At 39.8% G+C, this 22,536-nt stretch carries 24 protein-coding genes and 1 tRNA gene; 19 read left to right on the forward strand and 6 right to left on the reverse strand.

Translation table 11 applies throughout. The features are described from left to right. The first annotated feature begins 4 nt into the window (after positions 1-4). From tmk to FTU29_RS05350, 4 genes are all read left to right on the forward strand, one after another. Entirely contained in the window at positions 5-610 is a 606-nt protein-coding gene (gene tmk, locus FTU29_RS05335) for a dTMP kinase (protein ID WP_180040130.1), read from the forward strand. Positions 611-678: 68 nt separating this feature from the next. Further along, entirely contained in the window at positions 679-1,098 is a 420-nt protein-coding gene (locus tag FTU29_RS05340) for a PaaI family thioesterase (protein WP_180076822.1), read from the forward strand. 195 nt (positions 1,099-1,293) lie between these two features. Beyond that, positions 1,294-2,262, forward strand: coding sequence for a hypothetical protein (locus FTU29_RS05345; RefSeq protein WP_180120756.1), 969 nt, complete (start codon positions 1,294-1,296; stop codon positions 2,260-2,262). An 11-nt stretch (positions 2,263-2,273) separates the two neighbouring features. Continuing rightward, positions 2,274-3,140, forward strand: a complete 867-nt coding sequence (locus FTU29_RS05350) for a histone deacetylase (RefSeq protein WP_111883973.1) — start codon at positions 2,274-2,276, stop codon at positions 3,138-3,140. A 52-nt stretch (positions 3,141-3,192) separates the two neighbouring features. Here FTU29_RS05350 and nadB read toward each other — a convergent pair whose 3' ends face one another. Then, positions 3,193-4,839, reverse strand: coding sequence for an L-aspartate oxidase (nadB, locus tag FTU29_RS05355; RefSeq protein WP_111883974.1), 1,647 nt, complete (start codon positions 4,837-4,839; stop codon positions 3,193-3,195). Between the two features lie 228 nt (positions 4,840-5,067). Here nadB and FTU29_RS05360 point away from each other — a divergent pair, with 228 nt between their 5' ends. The 12 genes from FTU29_RS05360 to FTU29_RS05415 all read left to right on the forward strand — a co-directional run bounded on the left by FTU29_RS05360 (position 5,068) and on the right by FTU29_RS05415 (position 15,285). Continuing rightward, positions 5,068-6,450 carry a Do family serine endopeptidase gene (locus FTU29_RS05360; protein ID WP_111883975.1) on the forward strand — a complete coding sequence of 461 codons (1,383 nt, stop codon included), beginning with the start codon at positions 5,068-5,070 and terminating at the stop codon, positions 6,448-6,450. A gap of 119 nt (positions 6,451-6,569) precedes the next feature. Beyond that, positions 6,570-7,019 carry a thioesterase family protein gene (locus FTU29_RS05365; protein ID WP_180034352.1) on the forward strand — a complete coding sequence of 150 codons (450 nt, stop codon included), beginning with the start codon at positions 6,570-6,572 and terminating at the stop codon, positions 7,017-7,019. Positions 7,020-7,214: 195 nt separating this feature from the next. Next, positions 7,215-9,032, forward strand: a complete 1,818-nt coding sequence (lepA, locus tag FTU29_RS05370; RefSeq protein WP_111883977.1) for a translation elongation factor 4 — start codon at positions 7,215-7,217, stop codon at positions 9,030-9,032. 21 nt (positions 9,033-9,053) lie between these two features. After that, positions 9,054-9,881 (forward strand): signal peptidase I, encoded by an 828-nt coding sequence (lepB, locus tag FTU29_RS05375; RefSeq protein ID WP_111883978.1) that lies wholly within the window; start codon positions 9,054-9,056, stop codon positions 9,879-9,881. Positions 9,882-9,901: 20 nt separating this feature from the next. Beyond that, complete coding sequence (locus FTU29_RS05380; RefSeq protein ID WP_078190327.1) at positions 9,902-10,270, forward strand: DUF4845 domain-containing protein; 369 nt, start codon at positions 9,902-9,904, stop codon at positions 10,268-10,270. Continuing rightward, a complete protein-coding gene (gene rnc, locus FTU29_RS05385) occupies positions 10,242-10,940 on the forward strand; it encodes a ribonuclease III (RefSeq protein WP_111883979.1) in 699 nt (232 codons plus the stop codon). The genes FTU29_RS05380 and rnc overlap by 29 nt, the downstream gene beginning before the upstream one ends. Next, entirely contained in the window at positions 10,940-11,968 is a 1,029-nt protein-coding gene (gene era, locus FTU29_RS05390) for a GTPase Era (protein ID WP_067765139.1), read from the forward strand. Before rnc ends, era begins: the two co-directional genes overlap by 1 nt. 31 nt (positions 11,969-11,999) lie before the next feature. Then, complete coding sequence (locus FTU29_RS05395) at positions 12,000-12,194, forward strand: NF038104 family lipoprotein (protein ID WP_078192000.1); 195 nt, start codon at positions 12,000-12,002, stop codon at positions 12,192-12,194. 8 nt (positions 12,195-12,202) lie between these two features. Next, positions 12,203-12,919 carry a DNA repair protein RecO gene (gene recO / locus FTU29_RS05400; protein ID WP_180120868.1) on the forward strand — a complete coding sequence of 239 codons (717 nt, stop codon included), beginning with the start codon at positions 12,203-12,205 and terminating at the stop codon, positions 12,917-12,919. A gap of 9 nt (positions 12,920-12,928) precedes the next feature. Beyond that, entirely contained in the window at positions 12,929-13,654 is a 726-nt protein-coding gene (pdxJ, locus tag FTU29_RS05405; protein WP_111883982.1) for a pyridoxine 5'-phosphate synthase, read from the forward strand. A 16-nt stretch (positions 13,655-13,670) separates the two neighbouring features. Further along, positions 13,671-14,324, forward strand: a complete 654-nt coding sequence (locus FTU29_RS05410) for a tRNA-(ms[2]io[6]A)-hydroxylase (RefSeq protein WP_078191997.1) — start codon at positions 13,671-13,673, stop codon at positions 14,322-14,324. Positions 14,325-14,460: 136 nt separating this feature from the next. Continuing rightward, the gene (locus FTU29_RS05415) at positions 14,461-15,285 is read left to right on the forward strand and encodes a DUF4198 domain-containing protein (RefSeq protein WP_180120758.1); all 825 of its coding nucleotides are present in this window, start codon (positions 14,461-14,463) and stop codon (positions 15,283-15,285) included. A gap of 63 nt (positions 15,286-15,348) precedes the next feature. Here the strand turns inward: FTU29_RS05415 and FTU29_RS05420 are convergent, their stop codons facing one another. Together FTU29_RS05420 and FTU29_RS05425 are read right to left on the reverse strand one after the other, a co-directional pair. Beyond that, positions 15,349-16,422, reverse strand: coding sequence for a hypothetical protein (locus FTU29_RS05420; RefSeq protein WP_180120759.1), 1,074 nt, complete (start codon positions 16,420-16,422; stop codon positions 15,349-15,351). Between the two features lie 88 nt (positions 16,423-16,510). Then, positions 16,511-16,586 (reverse strand) — tRNA-Asn (locus FTU29_RS05425). A 251-nt stretch (positions 16,587-16,837) separates the two neighbouring features. Between FTU29_RS05425 and FTU29_RS05430 the strand changes: the two genes are divergently transcribed. Beyond that, positions 16,838-17,296: a hypothetical protein gene (locus tag FTU29_RS05430; protein ID WP_180007643.1), complete on the forward strand. Its 459-nt coding sequence runs from the start codon at positions 16,838-16,840 to the stop codon at positions 17,294-17,296. Between the two features lie 51 nt (positions 17,297-17,347). Here FTU29_RS05430 and FTU29_RS05435 read toward each other — a convergent pair whose 3' ends face one another. The 3 genes from FTU29_RS05435 to map form a co-directional block, all read right to left on the reverse strand. Further along, positions 17,348-17,782, reverse strand: coding sequence for a PaaI family thioesterase (locus FTU29_RS05435; protein ID WP_180120761.1), 435 nt, complete (start codon positions 17,780-17,782; stop codon positions 17,348-17,350). A 327-nt stretch (positions 17,783-18,109) separates the two neighbouring features. Beyond that, on the reverse strand, positions 18,110-19,336 hold the full coding sequence (locus FTU29_RS05440; protein ID WP_111883988.1) for a pyridoxal phosphate-dependent aminotransferase: 1,227 nt from the start codon (positions 19,334-19,336) through the stop codon (positions 18,110-18,112). A gap of 270 nt (positions 19,337-19,606) precedes the next feature. Next, on the reverse strand, positions 19,607-20,434 hold the full coding sequence (gene map, locus FTU29_RS05445; RefSeq protein ID WP_078191991.1) for a type I methionyl aminopeptidase: 828 nt from the start codon (positions 20,432-20,434) through the stop codon (positions 19,607-19,609). Between the two features lie 207 nt (positions 20,435-20,641). On the opposite strand from map, the gene rpsB reads away from it, so the two are divergent. Both rpsB and tsf read left to right on the forward strand, forming a co-directional pair. Beyond that, on the forward strand, positions 20,642-21,388 hold the full coding sequence (rpsB, locus tag FTU29_RS05450) for a 30S ribosomal protein S2 (protein ID WP_078190314.1): 747 nt from the start codon (positions 20,642-20,644) through the stop codon (positions 21,386-21,388). 142 nt (positions 21,389-21,530) lie between these two features. Then, a complete protein-coding gene (gene tsf, locus FTU29_RS05455) occupies positions 21,531-22,406 on the forward strand; it encodes a translation elongation factor Ts (RefSeq protein WP_180066391.1) in 876 nt (291 codons plus the stop codon). Positions 22,407-22,536 lie beyond the last annotated feature (130 nt).

Consider the following 22,536-nt stretch of genomic DNA (forward strand, 5'->3'; position numbering starts at 1 on the left):
GAGCATGTTTATTAGTTTTGAAGGCACGGAAGGTGTGGGTAAAACTACACTCATTCGTAAATTACATGATCATTTCCAAAATTTGGGTAAAAATGTCGTACTTACACGTGAGCCGGGTGGTACACCTATGGCTGAACAAATTCGTGCATTACTTTTGGCCGTCAATCATGATGAAGCAATGAGTGATGATACAGAGTTGTTACTTATGTATGCTGCACGCGCACAGCATTTGGCGCGCGTGATTTTACCTGCATTGGCAGAAGGTAAAATCGTTTTATGTGATCGTTTTGCTGATTCGAGTTTTGCTTATCAATGTGCAGGACGTGGTTTAGATCGTGACAAGCTCAATGTCTTAAATGCAAGTTTTGTTGCGCGTATACCGGATATTACTTTTTGGCTTGATGCACCGATTGAAACAGGAATGTTAAGAGCAAGAGAGCGTGGTGCTTTAGACCGTTTTGAACAAGAGAAAGCAACTTTCTTTGAGAAAGTAAGATCAGGTTTTGCTGAGATTCATCAAACGCACCCTGAACGAATGAAACGCCTTGACGCAACCCAAACACCTGAGCATGTTTTCCAACAGGCATTATCGCATCTACAGCAGATCTAAAATGCCATAGTATTTGTTAGGCAATTGATTTAAAAATCATTCATAGCAAAAGTTATGGATGATTTTTTATGCATGCTACAAAACAGGAGATTATCAATTTCCTTAAGACTGAATTTGCGCCAAGCTTAAAGCATTGCACTATCGTTGAAGTTGGTGAAAAGGCTGCCACTTTAATTTGGCATGTGACTGAAAAAGATTTGCGGCCTGGCAATACTGTTTCAGGCCCGACTATGATGACTTTGGCGGACTTTGCATTGTATGTGGCAATACTTGCAGAGATTGGAATTGTCGGACTTGCAGTCACCACAAGTATGAATATTAACTTTTTAAGGAAGCCTGAGGCGAATAAAGATTTGCGGGGAGAATGTCGATTACTTAAAGTCGGTAAAAGCATCATTTATGGTGAGGTATTGGTTTATTCAGAGGGTGTTGAAGAGCCTGTGGCTCATATTACCGGTAGCTATTCGATTCCTCCGCAGCGATATTGAACTGAAAATATGCAGTTGATCCATTAGATTGGATTAAAATGCAGCAGTCTGTCTAAATAAATTGTGCATTGGTTGGTGAATTTTCTGCGTAGTGTATTTTTATTTGCATAATTTCAAGAGCTTAGTAGAAATCAATCAACTCATAAGTGTTATTTTAAATCTATAATTGAATCACAGATTTGATTGGTTAAATACATGACTGCTACTGCACATGAAATTGTTCGGCTCTTTCAGGAGCATGCATATCCATTGTCAGAAAAATTGACAGAAATGCTGAATGAGCATTACTCACATCAAACCGAACGACGTGGCTGTGGATATACTCAAGCCACACGTGTGTTAGCTGAATATATTAATTTGCCGCGTGCATCACATGAATTTCAAGATCTCAAACTCTTTGATCAATATGACACGCATGGTTTACGCAAAATTTTAGATCAAAGTCGTGCTTATCATTTAGATTTGTCAGGTTGGCGTCATCTAGATTTAAATCAAAATTTAAATCAAAATATTCAGCAATTGAAACAATTTACAGACTTTTACGAGGTTTTACAGAAAGAATTACATCTTCAAAAAAGTTTGCGTCAAATTCAGCAACATGCAAATTTGGAAGAAAGTAAGCTTATTTGTACCTTGATTGAAGATCTGATTTTGCCAAAATCGTCAACTGAAAACCAAATCGTTGAAGTACAAGCACTGGCTAATAAGCCAAAAGTTGGCTCTTGTCCAATGGCTGAAAATTTCTTTTTAAAAATTGCACATCGACGTGTATTTCGTAGCGGTGAAATTAATATTTTTGTAGATGAATACGGTCAGCCCTTATTTATGGAAAAATTAAATATGGGGGATAACCATTCTTGTATCAGCTTGAAACCTGTACTCATGAATGGTGTCCGTATTCCAGCCGGTTCACTTTTTTCCGTCGATTATGATGCAGAACAATTAGTTGAAAAACGGGGGAATCGTGAATTTAAAGGTTTTGTGATTCCTTATCAGGCCATTTCTGGGTGGTGGTTTTTACGCTTAACGACTTTGGCTGTGTCGCCACAAAATCGAAAACGTGCATTCAGTACACATTTTCAGCAGCAAGTGGATAATGGTCTGTATAGTCCAGGTACGACTGAGCTTCAGCAATTAATAAATGTGGCGATAGCGCAACTTTGAGTATTTCCATCATGTTAGATGTATGCTTTTCGCCAAAATATTTTGCTCATACCCATACCAATAGTATGGAAAAATTATTGGCAGTTGGAACAGCTTTAGAACAATGGCAGAACATCCGAATACACGAACCTGAGTGTATTGACGCTGAAATTTTAAGCCAAGTGCATGATCCTGCTTATGTGGACGCATTTATGACAGGGCAGCCCACTAAGCTTGCGACCTTTTCAGGTTTTAAGCCTTGGAATACTCAGCTTCGAGATGCAGTGCTGAGAATCAATGCAGGGCAGTTGATGGCAGCAGAAATGGCTTTGCAAAAAGGCATTGCAGCAAATGTTGCACAGGGTTTTCATCATGCAGTGTATGAATATGGCGGATCATTTTGTACCTTCAATGGTTTGGCTTTTGTGGCACAGCAGAATCCGAATAAAAAAATCTTTGTACTCGATTGCGATCAACATGGGGGGAATGGTACAGCTGAGTTTACTAGACGCTTAGAGAACCTTTTTAACTTTAGTATTTATGGGCTACGTTTTGGTTGTCCTACTTATGAACGTTCTTTAACTCGGCATGTGCATAAAGATCGTGGAAATTTTGCACAATATACCTTGGCTATACATGAGGGAATACAGCATGCCAAAGCATGGGGTGCAGATTTAATCATTTATCAAGCAGGAATGGATTGTCATCAAGCTGACCCATTTGGCTCATCATGGTTTAGTACCGCTTTGATACAGAAACGCGAAGAAATGGTCTTTAAATTGGCTAAACGTGCAGATATTCCGCTGATGTTTGTATTGGCTGGGGGCTATCAAAATATGAATGATCTTGTAAATCTGCACTTAGAAACTTTCAAAGCGGCATTACATATTTATGGGTAGTAAAATCAAAAAAAAGCCGACTTCATGTGCGGCTTTTTTTGATTTAAAAGTTTTAAGAGACTAACTCAGTATTAACTACAGGGCAATCAACCGTGAAATCGGGTGGACTTAACACCGTTTTACGTAGTTCGTCTGCTTGTTCAGGATAGTCTAAAGTGAAATGCAGACCACGAGACTCTTTACGTTCCATTGCACAGCGCACAATCATTTCTGATACCAATACTAAGTTACGGAGTTCAATCAGATTTTTACTGACTTGGTAATCTTGGTAATACTCGGTGATTTCACGCTTAAGCATTTCAATGCGGTGTAGGGCACGTTGGAGGCGCTTGGTTGTTCTGACAATACCGACGTAGTTCCACATGGTTTGGCGAAGTTCATCCCAATTCTGCAAAATCACCACGTCTTCATCAGGGTTGGTCACTTGCGAGTCATCCCATTCTGGGACATGAGGCGCCTGATAAGTTCCTTGATGCTGTGCTGTGATATGTGCTGAAGCACTCATACCATAGACAAAACATTCCAGTAAGGAGTTACTCGCCATACGGTTTGCACCATGTAGGCCGGTATAAGAGGTTTCCCCAATGGCATATAGGCCTGGAATATCGGTCTGACTGTTTTCATCAACCACAACGCCACCACAGGTGTAGTGTGCTGCAGGAACCACTGGGATCATTTCTTTGGTAATATCAATACCGAGTTCCATTAAGCGTGCATACAATGTTGGGAAATGTTCTTTGACAAATTCTGCAGGTTTATGGGTGATATCAAGCCAAACATGACGGATTCCTAGACGTTTGATTTCATAATCAATAGCGCGCGCTACGATATCGCGTGGTGCTAATTCGGCACGCTCATCAAAGCGCAGCATAAAGCGTTCACCATCTGGAAGACGTAAATAGGCACCTTCGCCACGCATCGCTTCGGTAATTAAGAAAGAGCGAGCTTGAGGATGATATAAACAGGTTGGATGGAATTGGTTAAACTCCATATTGGCAACACGGCAGCCTGCACGATACGCCATGGCGATACCATCACCCGTCGCAATGTCGGGATTTGATGTATATAAATATGCCTTCATGGCACCACCACAGGCAAGGGCAGTGAAGGGTGCTAAAAAGGTATGTACTTTTTCGGTTTTTTCATCTAAAGCATACAGACCGAGAGCACGGTTTTCAGCTTCAGGATTTAATTTTTGTGCCGTGATTAAATCGATTCCAATAAAATTTTCAAAAATATGAATATTGGTTTTTTCTTGCGCACGTTCAACCAATGTTGTGGAAATAGCACGACCTGTGGCATCTGCTGCATGGATAATCCGCCGGTGAGAGTGACCACCTTCACGTGTCAGATGTAACTGTTCTTGTTCGTCTAAAGTAAATTGCACACCCTGATTTAGTAGAAAATCGACAGAAGATTTACCACCTTCAACGGTTTGTTTTACCGCCGCCATTTCACATAAATGCGCACCGGCAATCATGGTGTCATTGATATGCTGTTCAATAGAATCTGTTTTATCGAGGACGGCAGCAACACCACCTTGGGCATAATATGTGCTGGCATCCGTCAGCGTCGATTTAGCTAAAACAGCAATATTAAAATGATCTGGTAGCGATAGGGCTAAACTTAGGCCTGCACCGCCACTTCCCACAATAATTACATCAAATTGATGTATCGTGTTTAAATTAGACATGTCCATCAGCTAATTTTAAAAATGTCCGATCATCACAACTGTTTTTGCCTAAAAACGCAATGACTATAAATTAACTAAATAATGAAAAATATTCATAGATCTGTAATATTTAAGGAATGTTTAAGATTGTATATCATAAATAATCATCAAACATTTTATTACGAAGCTTAGACTTGCATTGTGATAAAAACTAACGTATTTCAAATGATAAGCACAATTGAGTGAATGCTAACAATGAATAAATCGTATTTACAAAAGGGACTCTATGCAGCTGTGTTTACGGTTGCTAGCGTGCAGACTCAGGCAGCGGGTCCTGTTGATTTTTCCAATTTGGTTGAACAAGTCAGCCCAGCTGTCGTAAGCGTGAATGTGGTTAAAAAGCTTAGTCAAGAAGAGCTTTTGCAGCAACAAGTCCCAGAAATATTACGACGCTTTTTCGGTAATCAGGTGGTTATTCCGCAGCAAAAAATGCCGCAAGAAAAGACCGGTTATGGAAGCGCATTCTTTATTAGTAAAGATGGTTATTTATTGACCAATCATCATGTGGTAGAAGATGCCTCGAAAGTCACCATTGTACTGAATGACCGCCGTGAAATTGATGCCACAGTTGTGGGTAGTGATGAGCGGACTGACGTGGCTTTGTTAAAGGTCAAAGGTTCAAATTTTCCTGAGCTACGCACAGGCAATGTTGACCGTTTACGTGTAGGTGAGCCAGTGTTGGCCATTGGTTCACCATTTGGCTTTGACTATTCAGCTTCGGCAGGAATCGTTAGTGCTAAAATGCGTAATATGATGGGAGAAACCTCGGTTCCATTCATTCAAACCGACGTGGCATTGAACCCGGGTAATTCTGGTGGTCCATTATTTAATCAGTCTGGTGAAGTGGTCGGGGTAAATTCTCGTATCTTTAGTGGTACAGGCGGTTATATGGGGTTATCGTTCTCGATTCCCATTGATGTTGCAATGGATGTTGCAGACCAATTAAAGAAAAACGGCAAGGTAACACGTGCTTATTTAGGCGTCATGCTACAAGATATCGATCGTAATCTTGCAGAGTCTTATAACCTTTCAAAACCAGAAGGTTCTTTGATTACTCAAGTTGCACCAAATTCACCTGCTGCAAAAGCTGGCTTTAAAGTGGGTGATGTCATTTTGAAATTTAATGGCACACCAATTTCACGTACAGGCGAACTGCTGAATTATCTTAATCGTACAGGTCCAAATCAAAGTATTCAGCTTGAAGTGCTGCGTGATGATAAACGCCAAAATATTTCAGCAACCTTGATCACAGCACCAGATGATACGCCTGCAAAAGCTGAAACGACATCTGTGAAAAAAGGTCCTGTGATTGGGGTGTCAATTCGCAACTTAAACGCAGATGAATTAAAACAACTGAGTCTAAAAGGCGGTGTCTTGATTCAAGATGTGCGAGCTGGTGGTATAGCTTCACAAGCGAGAATTCAGCCGGGGGATGTTGTCACCCAAGTTAATAATAAAGTCGTAAACAATGCTGAAGATTTTGTGAAAGTTATTTCTGAGTTGAAAAATGGTAGCATTGCACGTGTTTCTTTGATTCGTCAGGGGCAGCGTGCGATTGTGGGCATGCGTATTCAGTAATGAGTTACTAAATGAAAACCACTCCAAGCGAGTGGTTTTTTAACTTTAGCGTTTTTGCAATTCACCCTTAGATAAAAATGGGTAGACTGTGGGCCACAATTTAAAATTTGCAGGACGCTATGAGCGATATCTTTGATTTAAAAATTACAGTTCAAGCTGAACATATCGACACATTAAATCATGTGAATAACGTGGTGTACGTCAGTTGGATGCAAGATGTCGCGACAGCACATATTGAAGCTTTGGGTTTAGGCTTAAAAGAATATATTGAATTGAAGCATGCCATGGTCGCTGTTGAGCATCATGTGCAATATCGTAAAGCAGCGCTCGAAGGTGAGGAGATTATTTTACGAACTTGGCTAAATGATATCAATGCATTGTATTCGTTTCGGCAGTACGTATTTTATCGCCCTAAAGACAAAGCGATATTATTTACAGGCAATACACAGTGGGCATGCATTGAAATTGCTACAGGCCGTCCAAAGCGCATGTCGCCAACATTTACCCAAGCTTATCAACCCATCGCAGATAGCATAAATCCGCTTGATTTTAGTACTTATGATTTCTGATTTTTAATTGAAACCTCATACTAAAGCGAAGACTAGTTAAGTTCTACACGCAGGAAAAGTAGTTAGCATAAAAGCAATGCATTATTTTCGATACTTTGAAAAATCCATCTGCTATAATCCTCGGCAATTTCTATTCGGCTTTTGCTATGCATAAAGAATTGCATGTATAGCGCTTTTATTTTTCCAAGGTAGCCCATGGCGCAAGCTAAAAAATCTGTTGATATAAAAAACATTCGTAACTTCTCGATCATTGCGCATATCGACCATGGTAAGTCGACGCTTGCCGACCGATTTATTCAAACTTGTGGTGGCCTGCAAGATCGTGAAATGCAGGCACAGGTTCTAGATTCTATGGAATTAGAACGTGAGCGTGGTATCACGATTAAAGCTACGTCTGTGACTTTGTATTACACTCATCCTAACGGTGAAGAATACCAGCTTAACTTTATTGACACACCTGGGCACGTTGACTTTTCTTATGAAGTTTCACGTTCATTGGCTGCGTGTGAAGGTGCACTGTTGGTTGTCGATGCTGCACAAGGTGTCGAAGCACAGTCTGTTGCTAACTGCTATACAGCAATTGAACAAGGTTTAGAAGTCCTACCTGTTTTAAATAAAATTGATTTGCCGCAAGCAGAGCCAGAGCGTGTTATTCAAGAAATTGAAGACATTATTGGTATCGAAGCGACTGAAGCACCTACATGTTCAGCTAAAACCGGTCTAGGCATTGAAGGGGTGCTTGAAACACTAGTCAATGTCATTCCTGCACCCGAAGGCGATCGTAATGCACCATTACAAGCCTTAATTGTTGACTCTTGGTTCGACAACTATTTGGGCGTGGTTTCTTTAGTTCGTATTAAAGAAGGTCGTGTGCGTAAAGGCGATAAAATGTTGATGAAATCAACTGGTCAAACACACATCATCACCTCAGTAGGTATTTTTAATCCTAAACATACAGAAACTGACATGCTCGAAGCAGGTGAAGTTGGTTTCGTGATCGCGGGTATTAAAGATATTTTTGGTGCTCCAGTTGGTGATACGATTACCTTGGCAACTACACCAGAAGTTGAAAGCTTACCGGGTTTCAAAAAAGTGAAACCACAGGTCTATGCAGGTTTATTCCCAATCGATTCAAGTGAATTTGAACCGTTCCGTGAGGCGCTGCACAAACTGCAAATTAATGACTCAGCGTTGTTCTTTGAACCTGAAAGTTCAGATGCACTTGGTTTTGGCTTCCGTTGTGGCTTCTTGGGTATGCTGCACATGGAAATTGTACAAGAACGTTTAGAACGTGAGTATGATCTGGACCTGATTTCTTCAGCACCAACCGTAATTTATGAAGCGGTGATGAAAAATGGTCAAACCATTTATATCGACAGTCCTTCTAAAATGCCTGATGGTTCAACAGTTGAAGACTTACGTGAGCCAATTGCTGAATGTCACATTTTAGTACCGCAAGAATACTTGGGTAATGTGATGACTTTATGTGTTGAACGTCGCGGCGTTCAAAAGAATATGAAGTTTATGGCGAACCAAGTGGCCATTACGTTTGAAATCCCAATGGCTGAAGTAGTGATGGATTTCTTTGATAAATTGAAATCATGTTCACGCGGTTTTGCATCGTTAGATTATAACTTTGTGCGTTTTGAGAGTTCATCTCTAGTTAAGGTGGATGTGTTAATCAACGGTGAAAAGGTTGATGCCTTGGCCATGATTTGCCACCGACAAGATGCTCGCCATCGTGGTATTGCACTTGTGGAAAAAATGAAAGATTTAATTCCACGTCAAATGTTCGATGTGGCTATTCAAGCAGCGATTGGTGCACAAATCATTGCACGTTCAACTGTAAAAGCGATGCGTAAAAACGTTTTGGCTAAATGTTATGGTGGTGACGTGTCGCGTAAGAAGAAACTTCTTGCGAAACAAAAAGAAGGTAAGAAACGTATGAAACAAGTGGGCAGCGTCGAAATCCCACAAGAAGCGTTCCTTGCTGTATTGAAAGTAGAAAGATAATAAATAGAGGTTTATGAGCTCATGGATTTTGACTTTAATTTGATCCTTGTTCCTGCCACAGTCATTTTTTTCTTAATTTGGCTATTGGATAAGTTTGTCTGGAAGCAACGGCAGACCAAAGGTAAAGGGAATGAAAATGTCGTTATCGCATGGGCTTATGATTTCTGGCCGATTCTTGCGATAGTTTTGGTGATGCGTTCATTCTTATATGAGCCATTTAATATTCCATCTGACTCTATGGTTCCAACCTTAGAAACAGGTGATTTTATTGTGGTGAATAAATATCAGTATGGCGTACGTTTACCTATCGTCAATAAAAAAATTCTTGATGTCGGTGAACCTGAGCGTGGTGATGTCATTGTATTCCGTTATCCACCACAACCAACCATCAGCTATATTAAACGAGTGGTCGGTTTACCAGGTGATCATATTATTTACGATCATGGTCAACTGAGTGTGAATGGTCAAAAGGTGGCAAAAGTTCCTGTAGAATTTAGCCGTGAAAAAGATCAACTTGATACACCTACATCGATTTATCATAAAGAAACCATGGGTAAGCATACGTTTACCATGCGTGAGCTTGAAGGCGTCAATGTTGCGCGCCAAGCACCATTTATCAACTATGTTGAAAATGGTAAATATTCAACAGAAAATGGTTTATATTGGGAAGTTAAGGTTCCTGAAGGTCACTATTTCGCGATGGGGGATAATCGCGATCAAAGTGCGGACAGTCGTTTTTGGGGCTTTGTGCCTGAAGAAAACCTCACTGGACGTGCTTTTTACAAGTGGATGCATAAGGAACCTGGTTTAAAACTGCCTTCATTTAGTCGTAATGGCAGTATTGATTAGTCTTACATCAGGAAAATAAAATGAGACATCAACGGGGAACGTCTTATTTAGCTATAATGTTAGCTGTAGTTGGTTTTGCATTTATGGCGAAGGTTGCAATTGCAGTATGGGGGCCATATTTTGAGGATCGGATGATTAATAGTCAGATCCGTGAGCAACTTGTTAGTGCTCCTAAGAATATTAGTCCAGCTGGATTTGTAAAGGAAATGGATAAACGATTTAATATGAATATGATTGATATTAAATTTTCAGATATTGCACAAGTAAACAATGATAATGGTTTACGAGTGGAAAAAAATTATGAAATAAGAAAACCTTTCTTATTGAATATTGATATTGTGTTGAAGTTCGAGAAAAGTTTTGATCAAAGCTCAGTCCAAGCTAAATGAAGCTCGTTTAGCAAGTCGTATCGGTTATCAGTTTAAACAACCTGAATTGTTGCAACTGGCCTTGACCCACCGATCGGTGAGCCATAAATACAATTATGAGCGCCTAGAATATCTGGGCGATTCATTGTTGGGTATGATAATTGCCAATTATCTGTACCATGCCTACCCGCATGAAAATGAAGGGCGTCTAACGCGTATGCGTGCGACACTGGTTCGTCAGGAAGCGCTAGGAAAAATTGCCAATGACTTAAAACTCAGTCAAGAATTAATCTTGAGTACAGGTGAGTTGAAATCTGGCGGTCATCATCGTGAGTCTATACTTGCGGATACCGTTGAATCGATCATTGGTGCAATCTATGTCGATTGTCAGGATTTAAAAATTCTGGAACCGATTGTTCTTAAATGGTATGTGCCATATTTAGATCATATTGAACCGACCGATCAACTGAAAGACCCTAAATCACGTTTGCAAGAGTATTTACAAGCACGTAAAAAACCTCTCCCGGTTTACGAGGTTGTAGATATTCAGGGTGATGCTCCGAACCAACATTTTAAAGTTGAATGTACAGTTGAAGGGCTCCCTGTTAAATACGGTGAAGGTTCAAGCCGTCGCTTTGCTGAACAGGCAGTAGCGGCAGAAATCTTAGAAATTTTGGAGAAAAAGTCTTAATGACTACTCATTCCGATCACGTAGATGCTGATCACGAGTCGCAAGGCGACAGTAACGATTTAATTAGTCAGTTTTTTAGTGCACAAGGCACTGAAATTCCTGCCGATTTTAAAAGTGGGTTTGTGGCGATTGTTGGTCGTCCAAACGTGGGTAAATCAACGTTGATGAACCATATTTTGGGTCAAAAACTTTCCATTACCTCTCGTAAACCACAGACCACACGTCATAAAATTGTGGGTATTGACTCACGCGAAAAATCTCAAGCGGTATTTGTAGATACCCCGGGGATGCACAAAAAAGAAGTCCGTGCCATCAATAAAATGATGAACCGTGCGGCACATTCTGCACTTCGTGATGTGAACTTAGTTTTGTTTGTGATTGATGCAGACAAATGGACACAGAATGATGATTTAGTGTTAGAAAAGCTAAAAAATGCCGATATGCCGGTTATTCTTGTGATCAATAAAATTGATACGCTAGAAAATAAAAACCATGCATTACCCTTGATACAAGAGCGTGCAAAATTGATGAATTTTGCAGAAATTGTTCCTGTATCAGCGTTGCGCGGTGCAAATTTAGATCATTTGCGCAGCACGATTGAGAAATATCTGCCATTCCAACCACCACTGTATTCACTTGAGCAATTAACGGATCGTTCAGAGCGTTTCCTTGCGTCTGAAATTATCCGTGAAAAAATCATGCGTCAATTGGGTGAAGAGCTTCCTTATGATTTAACGGTTCAAATTGAATCGTTTAAAACAGAAGAAGCAACAGTTAATCCAAAAACTGGTCGTCCTAAAGCGGCATGTACCTATATTGATGCGACGATTTTTGTCGATCGCTCTGGCCAAAAAGCCATTGTTATTGGTGAGAAGGGTGCCAAACTGAAAAAAATCGGTATGGATGCACGTGTGGATATGGAAAAAATGTTCGAGCAAAAAATCATGCTGACACTTTGGGTGAAAGTCAAAGGTGGTTGGTCTGATGATGAACGTGCGTTGAAAAGCTTGGGTTATAGCGATATCTAATCGTTAAATAACAAACTTTGAGGGAAGAGTAATGATGAAAGTATTAGCTGTAGTGGCATGTGTTTTGTTTCTACAAGGGTGTATTCATAAAATCGTTACTGTTCCTGTCAAAGTGGCTTATAAAACCACAAAAGGCGTGGTTAAAGGTACTGCTGCAGTTGTGGGTGCAGTCATTCCAGATGGGGATGAAGATGAAGACGACAAGAAAAAGAAAGACAAGGATTAATATTTCAAATCATGCGTAATGAGATACTGCATGGTTATTTAATTCACCATCGTAAATATCGTGAAAAAAGTCATATTGTGCACTTGTTTACTCAGGAGCATGGTCGAATTGATGGTATTCTCAGGCAAACGCCACCTCCCCAGTATCAACCAATTTGCTTGCAAGCATCTGGTAAGTCCGAACTTAAAAACTTTAGTAAACTCGAAATTGTAAATCAACCGATTTTCTTTTTTGGTGATGCTTTTTTTTCAGGATTTTATCTAAATGAAGTTTTATTGAGGCTATGTCCGTTAGAGTTTGAGATGCCTGAGACATTTGCTCAATATGCACACACCTTGGAAAAACTTCAATGCATGTCTGTCCAGGCCAACCCTGATCTATTCTTACGGCAAATCCTTAGACAATTTGAGCATGTGCTGCTTGAAGAGTTGGGTTTTGCATTGGATTTTTCAACTGATGCAAATCAACAGCAAATTCAGCCTCATGAAAATTATCAATTTCATTTAAACGAAGGTTTTCAACCTGTCATTAAAGCCTCACGCGCAACATTGTCAGGTCAACATATTTTAAGTATGTGTGATTATGAAAAAGGTGGGGAATTTAATCCTGAACAGTTACAATTACTGTCTAAGTTGTACCGACAAATGATTACTTCCTTGCTTGGCGATCGTCCATTAAAAAGTCGTCAATTGTGGATACAGAATTCTCAAACTCAACGTCATTAGGAAAGAATTATGGCAGCTTTGCTTGGTGTAAATATTGACCATGTGGCAACACTACGAAATGCACGTGGGACAACTTATCCAGATCCTGTGAATGCCGCAATTATTTGTGAGCAAGCGGGGGCGGAAGGGATTACGCTGCATTTACGTGAAGATCGTCGCCATATTAAAGATGATGATGTACGTCGTATGCGTTCTGTATTGAAAACCCATATGAACCTTGAAATGGCAGTGACCAATGAAATGGTTGAATTTGCCAAAGAGATTCAGCCGCATCATGTATGCTTTGTTCCTGAAAAGCGTGAAGAAGTCACGACTGAAGGCGGTCTAGATGTGGTTGGGCATTTTGAAGATGTAAAAAACGCGACTCAAGCACTCGCGGCGATTGGTTGCGAAGTTTCATTATTTATTGATGCTGACTTTGCTCAAATTGATGCAGCGATTGCCTGTGGTGCGCCTACGATTGAGTTGCATACAGGTGCATATGCAGATGCTGAAACACCTGAAGCGCAGAAAGCAGAGCTGGAACGTATTATTCGAGGTGCTGAATATGCGGCATCTAAAGGATTGATTGTGAATGCTGGTCATGGCTTAAATATTGACAATGTCACTCCGATTGCGCGCATTGCTCAAATTCATGAATTGAATATTGGTCACTCGATTATTGCTGATGCAGTGTTTATTGGATTGGCACAGTCTGTAAAACAAATGAAAGCTGCGATTAAATCTGCACGTTAATTTTTAAGTAAAGTATATGTCAAATATTGATTATGATGCCCTAATGAAGCCAGTCATTGGCTTCTTGGGGTGTGAAACACCAAAAGCATGGCTAGATGAAGCTTTAAATAATTTGGATATCCTGATGCAGGATCATGCCAATTGTGAAAAGAAAGCAGCAAGTACAGCAATGAATTTGATGTTTCGTTATAGTTTTTTCTCGGATTTACAAATCAAACTGGCACAGCTAGTACGTGAAGAAATGCTGCACTATGAGCAAGTGCTGGAACTGATGGCAAAACGTGGTCAGGAATGGACTGCAATCAGTGCTGGACGGTATGCAGGTGGCCTACGCAAAGAAGTGCGGACTTATGAGCCAGAAGCGTTAATTGATATCTTGGTGATTGGCGCATTTGTTGAAGCACGGTCATGTGAGCGTTTCTATGCGCTTGCACCACATGTGGATGAAGAGTTGGGGCGTTACTACCGCTATTTGCTAAAGTCTGAATCACGCCATTATGAGGACTATTTAGCATTGGCCATGGATGTGGCGACGACCAATAAGCTAAAGAACCCGAAAGAAGATATTCAGATGCGTATTGAGCATATTCGTGAAGTTGAAAAAAATCTGATTAGCAGCCCAGATGATTTATTCCGCTTTCATAGTGGTGTGCCAGTCAAAGCCGCTTGATAAAATAATCCTCCAAAATGGGGGATTTTTTATGCACTTAAAATAAATGATAATAAGAATTATTTACAATTATCTTGGGTGAATCTAAAATGAAACGATCTCTATGAATCAAACAATTTAAGCTCACTTCTTTAATATGAAATTACAATTCACTTTACTCTGTATCGCTTTGTGTGCGGTTGGTCAGGCTGAAGCGCATTATCCTTATGTGGCGCCATTAAACTATCAAACATTTAATAATCATAGTGCCATTCTTTCTGGTTTTTATGACAATCCGTTTGTTTCTGAAATAGCCATTAAAAACTTTAATTTCCATGTACATACACCATCAGGTGATAAGCTGCATTTAACAGATGCCGATTGGGTAAAAACGCAAACGGTCAGCAGTTATAGTTTAGAGAATAAGCAAGATGGCACGTATCGTATTCGTGGTGAAAAACAGGGAAGTACAGCGCGTTTTGCTTATGATCAAAAGCAGTGGAAAGCGTTAATCAATGGTATACGTGATCCTCAAAAAACTGCGAATGCAAATGTCATTTATACAGCCGAGTTGACTAAAAAGTCGCAAATCAAAAGTATTCAAACGCAGGAAATCATTGAAACTTTTGTATCACGTCGTGTAACGTCTACACAAGTGGTGAATCATTTATATGATGGTTTTGATGTGCAATTTAAAACTCATCCGAATGCCATTATGCAAAATGAGCCAGTACAACTGAAAGTGCTAGATCAGAAAAAAGCGGTTGCGGGTTTGCAGATTGAAATTTTGCAGCAAACCACGGATTACAGCCGTGAAGGAAAGGTTTATAAAACGCTTAAAACTGATCAAGATGGAAACTTAAATTTTAATCTAGCAGATCGTGGTCAGTATTTACTGAAAATTGACTATCAGCAGCCTTTTGAAATGAAGGGAGGCGCATTAAAACGATATAAATATACTTTGAGTTTTAATGTGATCTAAAGCGAAGGGTAGTTAAATGAGAAAAAGCTCTGCGATTTGCAGAGCTTTTTTTATCAAAATGATTTAGCTATCTTTTGGTTCAAGATAAAACATCGATAAACCTATCAATAAAATTAAACTGGTTTGAGTGAAAAAGTGTTTATTAAAACCACCATAATATTGCTGCGAATAGCCTGCAATCAGTAAATAACCCGTTAAATAGAGCAATCGATAATATCGGCTCTCAAAACAATAACAGACACTTGCAAAACATAAAATCAGGCAACCAATGACCATATAGTGGATATCCCAAATGATGGTGTTGATAGCAAATAAAAGTGCTGCAAGTGCGCCGATAGATAAATTACGCAGGCTTTCAAACCCTTGAAAAATGTGCATCAAAGCTAAAATGAAGAGTGGTAATAGAGCAAGTGCATATTTTATTTTCATACTGTTTTGCGTCATGAGCATAAAATTTTGCTGTTTCTCAACAATGGGGCTAGTACTGATGCTTAGCCTAAGCCATTGAAGGGTTAAGTGTTCAGGGGTGTTGGCTTTAACTAAAAATTTGAGAGTGGCTTGTGGTGGGATAATATAATTTTCTTGGAATTCATGGCCATAAAACATCCAGGATTTATTGGTCTCCAATGTGCGATATTGCGTATTTTTTTGAGTTGAGATGTTAAAAAGTTGTCCACTTGCATTTAACCCAGCTTTCATACATGGCGTTTCTTTCTCGTTAACAATGCATAACGGAAGTACTGAAATTTCAAGATCTTTTCGTGTTTGTTGCTGACCTGCAAAATCAATATGAACATACAGTTGATCAGATTGGTTTTGCAGTGTAATCGGTGTGCTCGCCCAATATTGTCCTTCTGTCATCTCGTTCAATACAGATTCAGATATTTCCGGAATAGTATTGTGATTTTGAATCTGCTGAGGTGGAATCAACCATTGTAGGCTGCTGTCAAGAAGGGTGTTGGTTTCACTATTATATAAATTGGGTGGCGTTTTGAAATGTTGCTCAATTTCACTTTCGGGTGTGCAGCTCACCAAATAAATTGCAAATGGGCTGATAAAAATTAAAAGAAAAATGAATGCAGTGAGATAGTGTTTTAAGGCAGTTTTATTTGATTCAGCATCAACTTGAATGAACATTTTTTTTATTTTAATGACAATGACTTATAGATTATATGTAAATCATAGTCATTAAAAAAGCCCATTTAAATAAATGGGCTTTAGAATTTGGCTCTCCAACCTGGGCTCGAACCAGGGACCTGCGGATTAACAGTCCGTCGCTCTACCGACTGAGCTATTGGAGAATCTGAATGCGATTATAAGCAGATTTTGAAGAGGGTCAAGCTAAAAATACCAATATGAGGAGAAATGCGTGATAGATGTTTTTTATTTGAACAAAAAGAAGGATTTTTTAGAAAAAATGAATCTTAGGCTTGCAAAGAAAAAATTCAATTGATAGTCTGAGTACAACAAAAGAGCGTTTAAACATATGTTTAAACAGTGTGGATTTAAACCCAACTTGCCAGCACTAAAATGGCTAAACAGGAGAAAGCGAATGAATACGCTGACTATTTCTCAGATTTTTTCAAATTTTTCTTTTTACCAAGAAAACTATCTTTCCATTATTAGTAATCAAGAGCAATATCAAACACCTGTGGAAGGTGCGTACGTTGACGTTTGGCCTTTGGGTCGACGTGACTTGGCATTGGGTGATTTATTACAACTGTGGTTTAGTGAAAAATGGTTGATCAACACGCCATGTCATTTACGTTTTGAACATCAAGATGATGGCCGTCGTGTGCCTTTGCAACGCAAGCAAGATTTGTATTTATACCAATTGGCCGGTAATGCGTTATCAGGCTCAAATCGTTCTAAAGTATGGTCTATTTCAGAACAACAAGAACTTCGTGTTGAGTTAGATAGTGCTTTAAAATATTACTGCTTTCAAAAGGGCAGTAATCGCATTGATCTAAGCGAAGGCCAATTAATTCGCGCCTTACATTCAGCAATTTAAGTTTGAATCATCATCTGCTCGCATTGAATTGCGAGCAGAAAAATAAAAATATTAAGGACGTATAATCATGCATGTCGCTGTTGCATGAGCATATATCTTTCCATTGTTATCCATAATTCTGCCTTCTGAAATTGCTAAATTTTTGCTGATATTAATTAAATGGCCTATTGCGGTTAAATCTTGATTTTTAGGGATAGGTCTGCACATTTTTATATTGAGATCAATGGTGCCATAGCCTATACCAGCTTCTAATGCTGAGTGTACGACACACCCTGTAACTGTATCTAAGACTGTTGCTGCAAAGCCACCATGCACACCACCAAGTGGATTTAAATGGCGCTGATCGGCTTTTACAACAAACTCTACATTACCTTGTTCAATCTTTTTGGGATGCATTGGAATAATTTCACTAATGCTTGCAGGTGGAATTTGGCCTTGCATCATTGCCTTTAAAATTTCGAGTCCAGTCATTTCTTTGATGTTCATTGGTATATCTCTGGATAGGTTAGTTTTGTGATTGTTTTGGGTTCTAAAATGGAACTTATTTAAATAACATAGCTGAAAACGTAAAAAGAATGCAAACCAAAGATTTGAATATGAAGGTTAGTTTTAGGTTTTATCGTTTGGCTTTTTAATATTTAAGTCGATTTGAAGGAAGTCAAATGGGCTGGATGAGCTTTGTTATTTAGTTTGAACCGCGAAAAAAATTGATCAAAAGCATGTTGAAGTGAAGAGTATTAATTTATTCTTTTGAAGAGTATAAAAAACCCGCGATATTCGCGGGTTTTTTAAATCTAGCTTTTTAAAAGCAGATTATTTTTCAGCAGCAATGGAAGCAATCGCAGCGTCAACGCCTTCGATTGAATCAGCAGCTTTCTTAATACGTGCAAGCGCATCTACAAGTACTTCGTCTGCAGTTGCATAAGAAATACGCATGTAGCCACCAAGACCGAACGCATCACCAGGAACTACTGCAACACCAGTTTCTTCCAACAACCATGCAGAGAATTCTGTGCAAGATTTTAAACCTTTGGCACGAATTAAAGGACGGATGTTTGCGTATGCATAGAATGCACCGTCAGCAGGAAGGCAAGTGATACCGTTGATGTCGTTCAAACCTTTCACAACTAAGTCGTGACGGCGTTTGAATGCTTCAATCATTGGCTCAAGAACGTCTTGAGGGCCATTCAAGGCAGCTTCAGCAGCAACTTGTGAAATAGAAGTTGGGTTTGAAGTTGATTGAGATTGGATTTTTTTCATCGCACCAATAAGTTTAGCAGGGCCCGCTGCGTAGCCAATACGCCAGCCAGTCATTGCATAAGCTTTAGATACACCGTTAAGAACGATTACGCGATCGTAAAGATCTGGTGCAACTGTTGCGATGTTGTAGAATTCGTCGTCCCAACGGATTGGTTCGTACATGTCATCAGAAGCAACTAAAACTTCTGGGTATTTACGTAGTACGTCAGCTAAAGCAAGCAATTCTTCTTTAGTGTAGATCATACCTGTTGGGTTAGAAGGGCTGTTTAGAACCACTAAACGAGTTTTGTCAGTGATTGCAGCTTCTAATTGAGCAGGAGTAATTTTGAAACGTTGGTCTTCACCACATTTCACGATTACAGGAGTACCTTCAGCAATGATCACCATGTCTGGGTAGCTTACCCAGTAAGGAGCAGGGATAATTACTTCGTCACCTTTGTTTAACAAAGCAAGTGCCAAGTTAAAGAAAGATTGTTTACCACCACAAGAAACCAAGATTTGGTTTGCAGCGTAATCAAGGTTATTGTCGCGTTTTAATTTAGCAATAATTGCTTTTTTAAGACCTGGAGTACCGTCAACAGCTGTATATTTAGTGAAGCCATTGTTGATAGCAGCAATTGCAGCATCTTTGATGTGTTGTGGGGTATCGAAATCCGGTTCACCTGCGCCTAAACCAATTACGTTTTTACCAGCCGCTTTCAATTCAGCAGCTTTGTTAGTAACAGCAAGTGTAGGGGACGGTTTGATGCTATTTACACGATCAGACAGACGTACGTCCACGGCAGTATTCCTTCTTATAGGGATTAAAAAATAAAAAGCACACTATCTTAGCTTAAATGCACAGTAATGGGGAGTGGCAAAATCAACAATGTGCAAAAAAGTGTGATATTCCATCCTAACCCTATAATTGAGAAAATTTACATTGAGTTACTTAAATTTTTAATCAAATTTTATGGCAAATTCTTAAAGTCACGGACAAAAATAGGGCATAAAAAAGGCCACAATATGTGTGACCATTTTTAATAAAATTTTGTGCTTCAAATACTTTGCTTATTGAACAAAACGCGATAGATCTTCTTCAGGGCGAGCAGTTAGCACTTCTACACCATTTTTTGTTACAAGTAGCGTGTGTTCGTACTGTGCAGACAAGCTATGATCTTTAGTCACGACAGTCCATTTGTCGCCAAGAAGTTTGGTTTTCCAGTCGCCACCGTTCACCATTGGTTCAATCGTGAATGTCATGCCTTCTTCTAAGATCATGCCTGTATTGGGTTGACCATAGTGTAAAACTTGTGGTTCGTCATGGAAAACGGTACCAATACCATGACCACAATATTCACGTACAACACCAAAACGTTCTGATTCAACATATTGTTGAATAGCATGGCCGATATCACCCATGGTTGCGCCTGGTTTTACCACCGCCATACCACGGTACATGGCTTCTTGGGCAACTTTGCATAAACGGTTCGCTAAAATAGATGTTTCACCACCCACGATGTACATCATGTTGGTATCACCGTGGTAACCATCTTTGATCACAGTGACATCGATGTTTAAGATGTCACCTTTTTTTAATTTTTTGCTTTCAGATGGAATACCGTGACACACCACATGGTTCACTGAAGTGCAGATAACGTGCTGAAATGCTGGACGACCCGGCGCAGCGCCATAACCTAAACATGCAGGAATAGCTTCTTGTTTATTGACAATATAGTCATGACAAATCGTATCAAGTTCGAGGGTAGTCACACCTGGAACAATATGCGGTTTGATCATATCCAAAACTTCTGCCGCCAGTCGACCCGCGACGCGCATTTTTTCAATTTCGTCAGGCGTTTTAATTAATCGACGTGGAGCTTCGTAAGTACTGTTCATGATCTCTAAAAACTTTTGGAAATTTGTATGTGACTATGGTATAAATAGCCGCCCATTTTATCAAATGCTTTTTCGTGAATATCTTTCACGAGCTTTGTGCGATGGGGCAATAAAATCCGCACATATATCGACACATTTCTCTGGGTGCCTTTTTAGGTGGAGAATGCGGGTATATGGAGGCCTAACCCAAACTTTAAGGTAAAGAAAATGGCAGATTACAACGTAAGCATGCGCGACCTTCTTCAAGCAGGCGCACACTTCGGTCACCAAACACGTTTTTGGAATCCAAAAATGCGCGAATACATCTTCGGCGCGCGCAACAAAATTCACATCATCAACCTTGAGCACACTGTTCCTGCGTTAAATGATGCTTTGAACTTTGCTAACAACTTGGCTAGCAAAAAGAACAAAGTTTTGTTCGTTGGTACAAAACGTGCAGCTTCTGCAATCATTCGTGAACAAGCTCAACGTGCAGGTCAACCATATGTTGATCACCGCTGGTTGGGTGGTATGTTGACTAACTGGAAAACTCTTCGCCAGTCAATCAACCGTCTAAAAGACCTTCAAACTCAATCTACTGACGGTACTTTCGCTAAACTTACTAAACGTGAAGCTTTAGAACGTACTCGTGAGATGGAAAAACTTGAACGCGCTCTTGGCGGCGTTAAAAACATGGGTGGTTTACCTGACGCATTATTCGTAATCGATGTTGATCACGAAGCAATTGCAATTAAAGAAGCTAAAAACCTTGGTATTCCTGTTATCGGTATCGTTGATACAAACTCTAACCCAGACAACGTAGACTACGTTATTCCTGGTAACGACGATGCGATCCGTGCAGTTACTCTTTACGCTTCTGCTATGGCTGATGCGATTCTTGCTGGTAAAGAATATGCTCAATCACAAGCAAATGCACAAGCTAAAGGCGAAGAAGCTCCTGCTTCTGAGGCTTAATGCGTTTGACGTAAGCTTGTCATTTTTGCGACACGTGATAGTGGCAAAGTAAGCGTCATGTATGCAGACGGCCCAAGAGACAGCTCTGGGCCGTTTCTGTTCTAAAAAAGAATTCATTTTCTACCGTATTTAGGAGATTAACATGACTGCAGTTACAGCAAGCATGGTTAAAGAATTGCGCGATCGTACTGGTCTTGCAATGATGGAATGTAAAAAAGCATTAACAGAAGCGGGCGGTGACATCGAATTAGCGATCGACAACCTTCGTAAATCTGGTCAAGCTAAAGCTGCTAAAAAAGCTGGTAACATTGCTGCTGACGGCGCGATCACTATTGCTCAAGAAGGCAACAAAGCAATCCTTTTAGAAGTTAACTGTCAAACTGACTTCGTTGCTAAAGACGAAAACTTTGCTGGTTTCTCTGCTAAAGTTGCTGCTGCTGCGCTTGCTGCTGGTGTAACTGACGTTGCTCAAATTGCTGAATTGAAACTTGAAGATGGTGCTACTGTTGAAGAAGCTCGTATCGCGCTTGTTCAAAAAATCGGTGAAAACATCCAAGTACGTCGTGCTCAAATCGTTGAAGGCGACAACCTTGCAGTTTACAAACACGGTTTAAAAATCGGTGTTGTAGTTGCATACGCTGGTGATGCTGAAACTGGTAAAGGTTTGGCTATGCACATCGCTGCATTCAACCCAGTTGCTGTAAACGAAGCTGGCGTTTCTGCTGAACTTATCGCTAAAGAAAAAGAAATTGCTGAAGCGAAAGCAATTGAATCTGGTAAACCAGCAAACATCGTTGAAAAAATGGTAACTGGTTCAGTTCAGAAATACTTGAACGAAGTTGTTCTTGAGAACCAAATGTACGTTATCGACAACGATAAGAAAGTTGCAGAAGTTCTTAAAGCAACTGGTACTACTGTTGCTAACTTCGTACGTTTCGAAGTTGGTGAAGGTATTGAGAAAAAAGCTGAACTTTCTTTCGCTGAAGAAGTTGCTGCTGCTCAAGCTGCTGCAAAATAATCTCTGATTATTTGTAGAAAAAAGCCCTCGTTTTAGAGGGCTTTTTTTATGGCTGTAGCTTTACTGATTTCAAAGCTATTTAAACTTTATATTGTGTACATTGTTGTTCACAGATTCTATTTTTATCCAT

Origin of the sequence: Acinetobacter sp. YH12086 (genome assembly GCF_013419345.1) — a bacterium.
Taxonomy (GTDB): domain Bacteria; phylum Pseudomonadota; class Gammaproteobacteria; order Pseudomonadales; family Moraxellaceae; genus Acinetobacter; species Acinetobacter amyesii.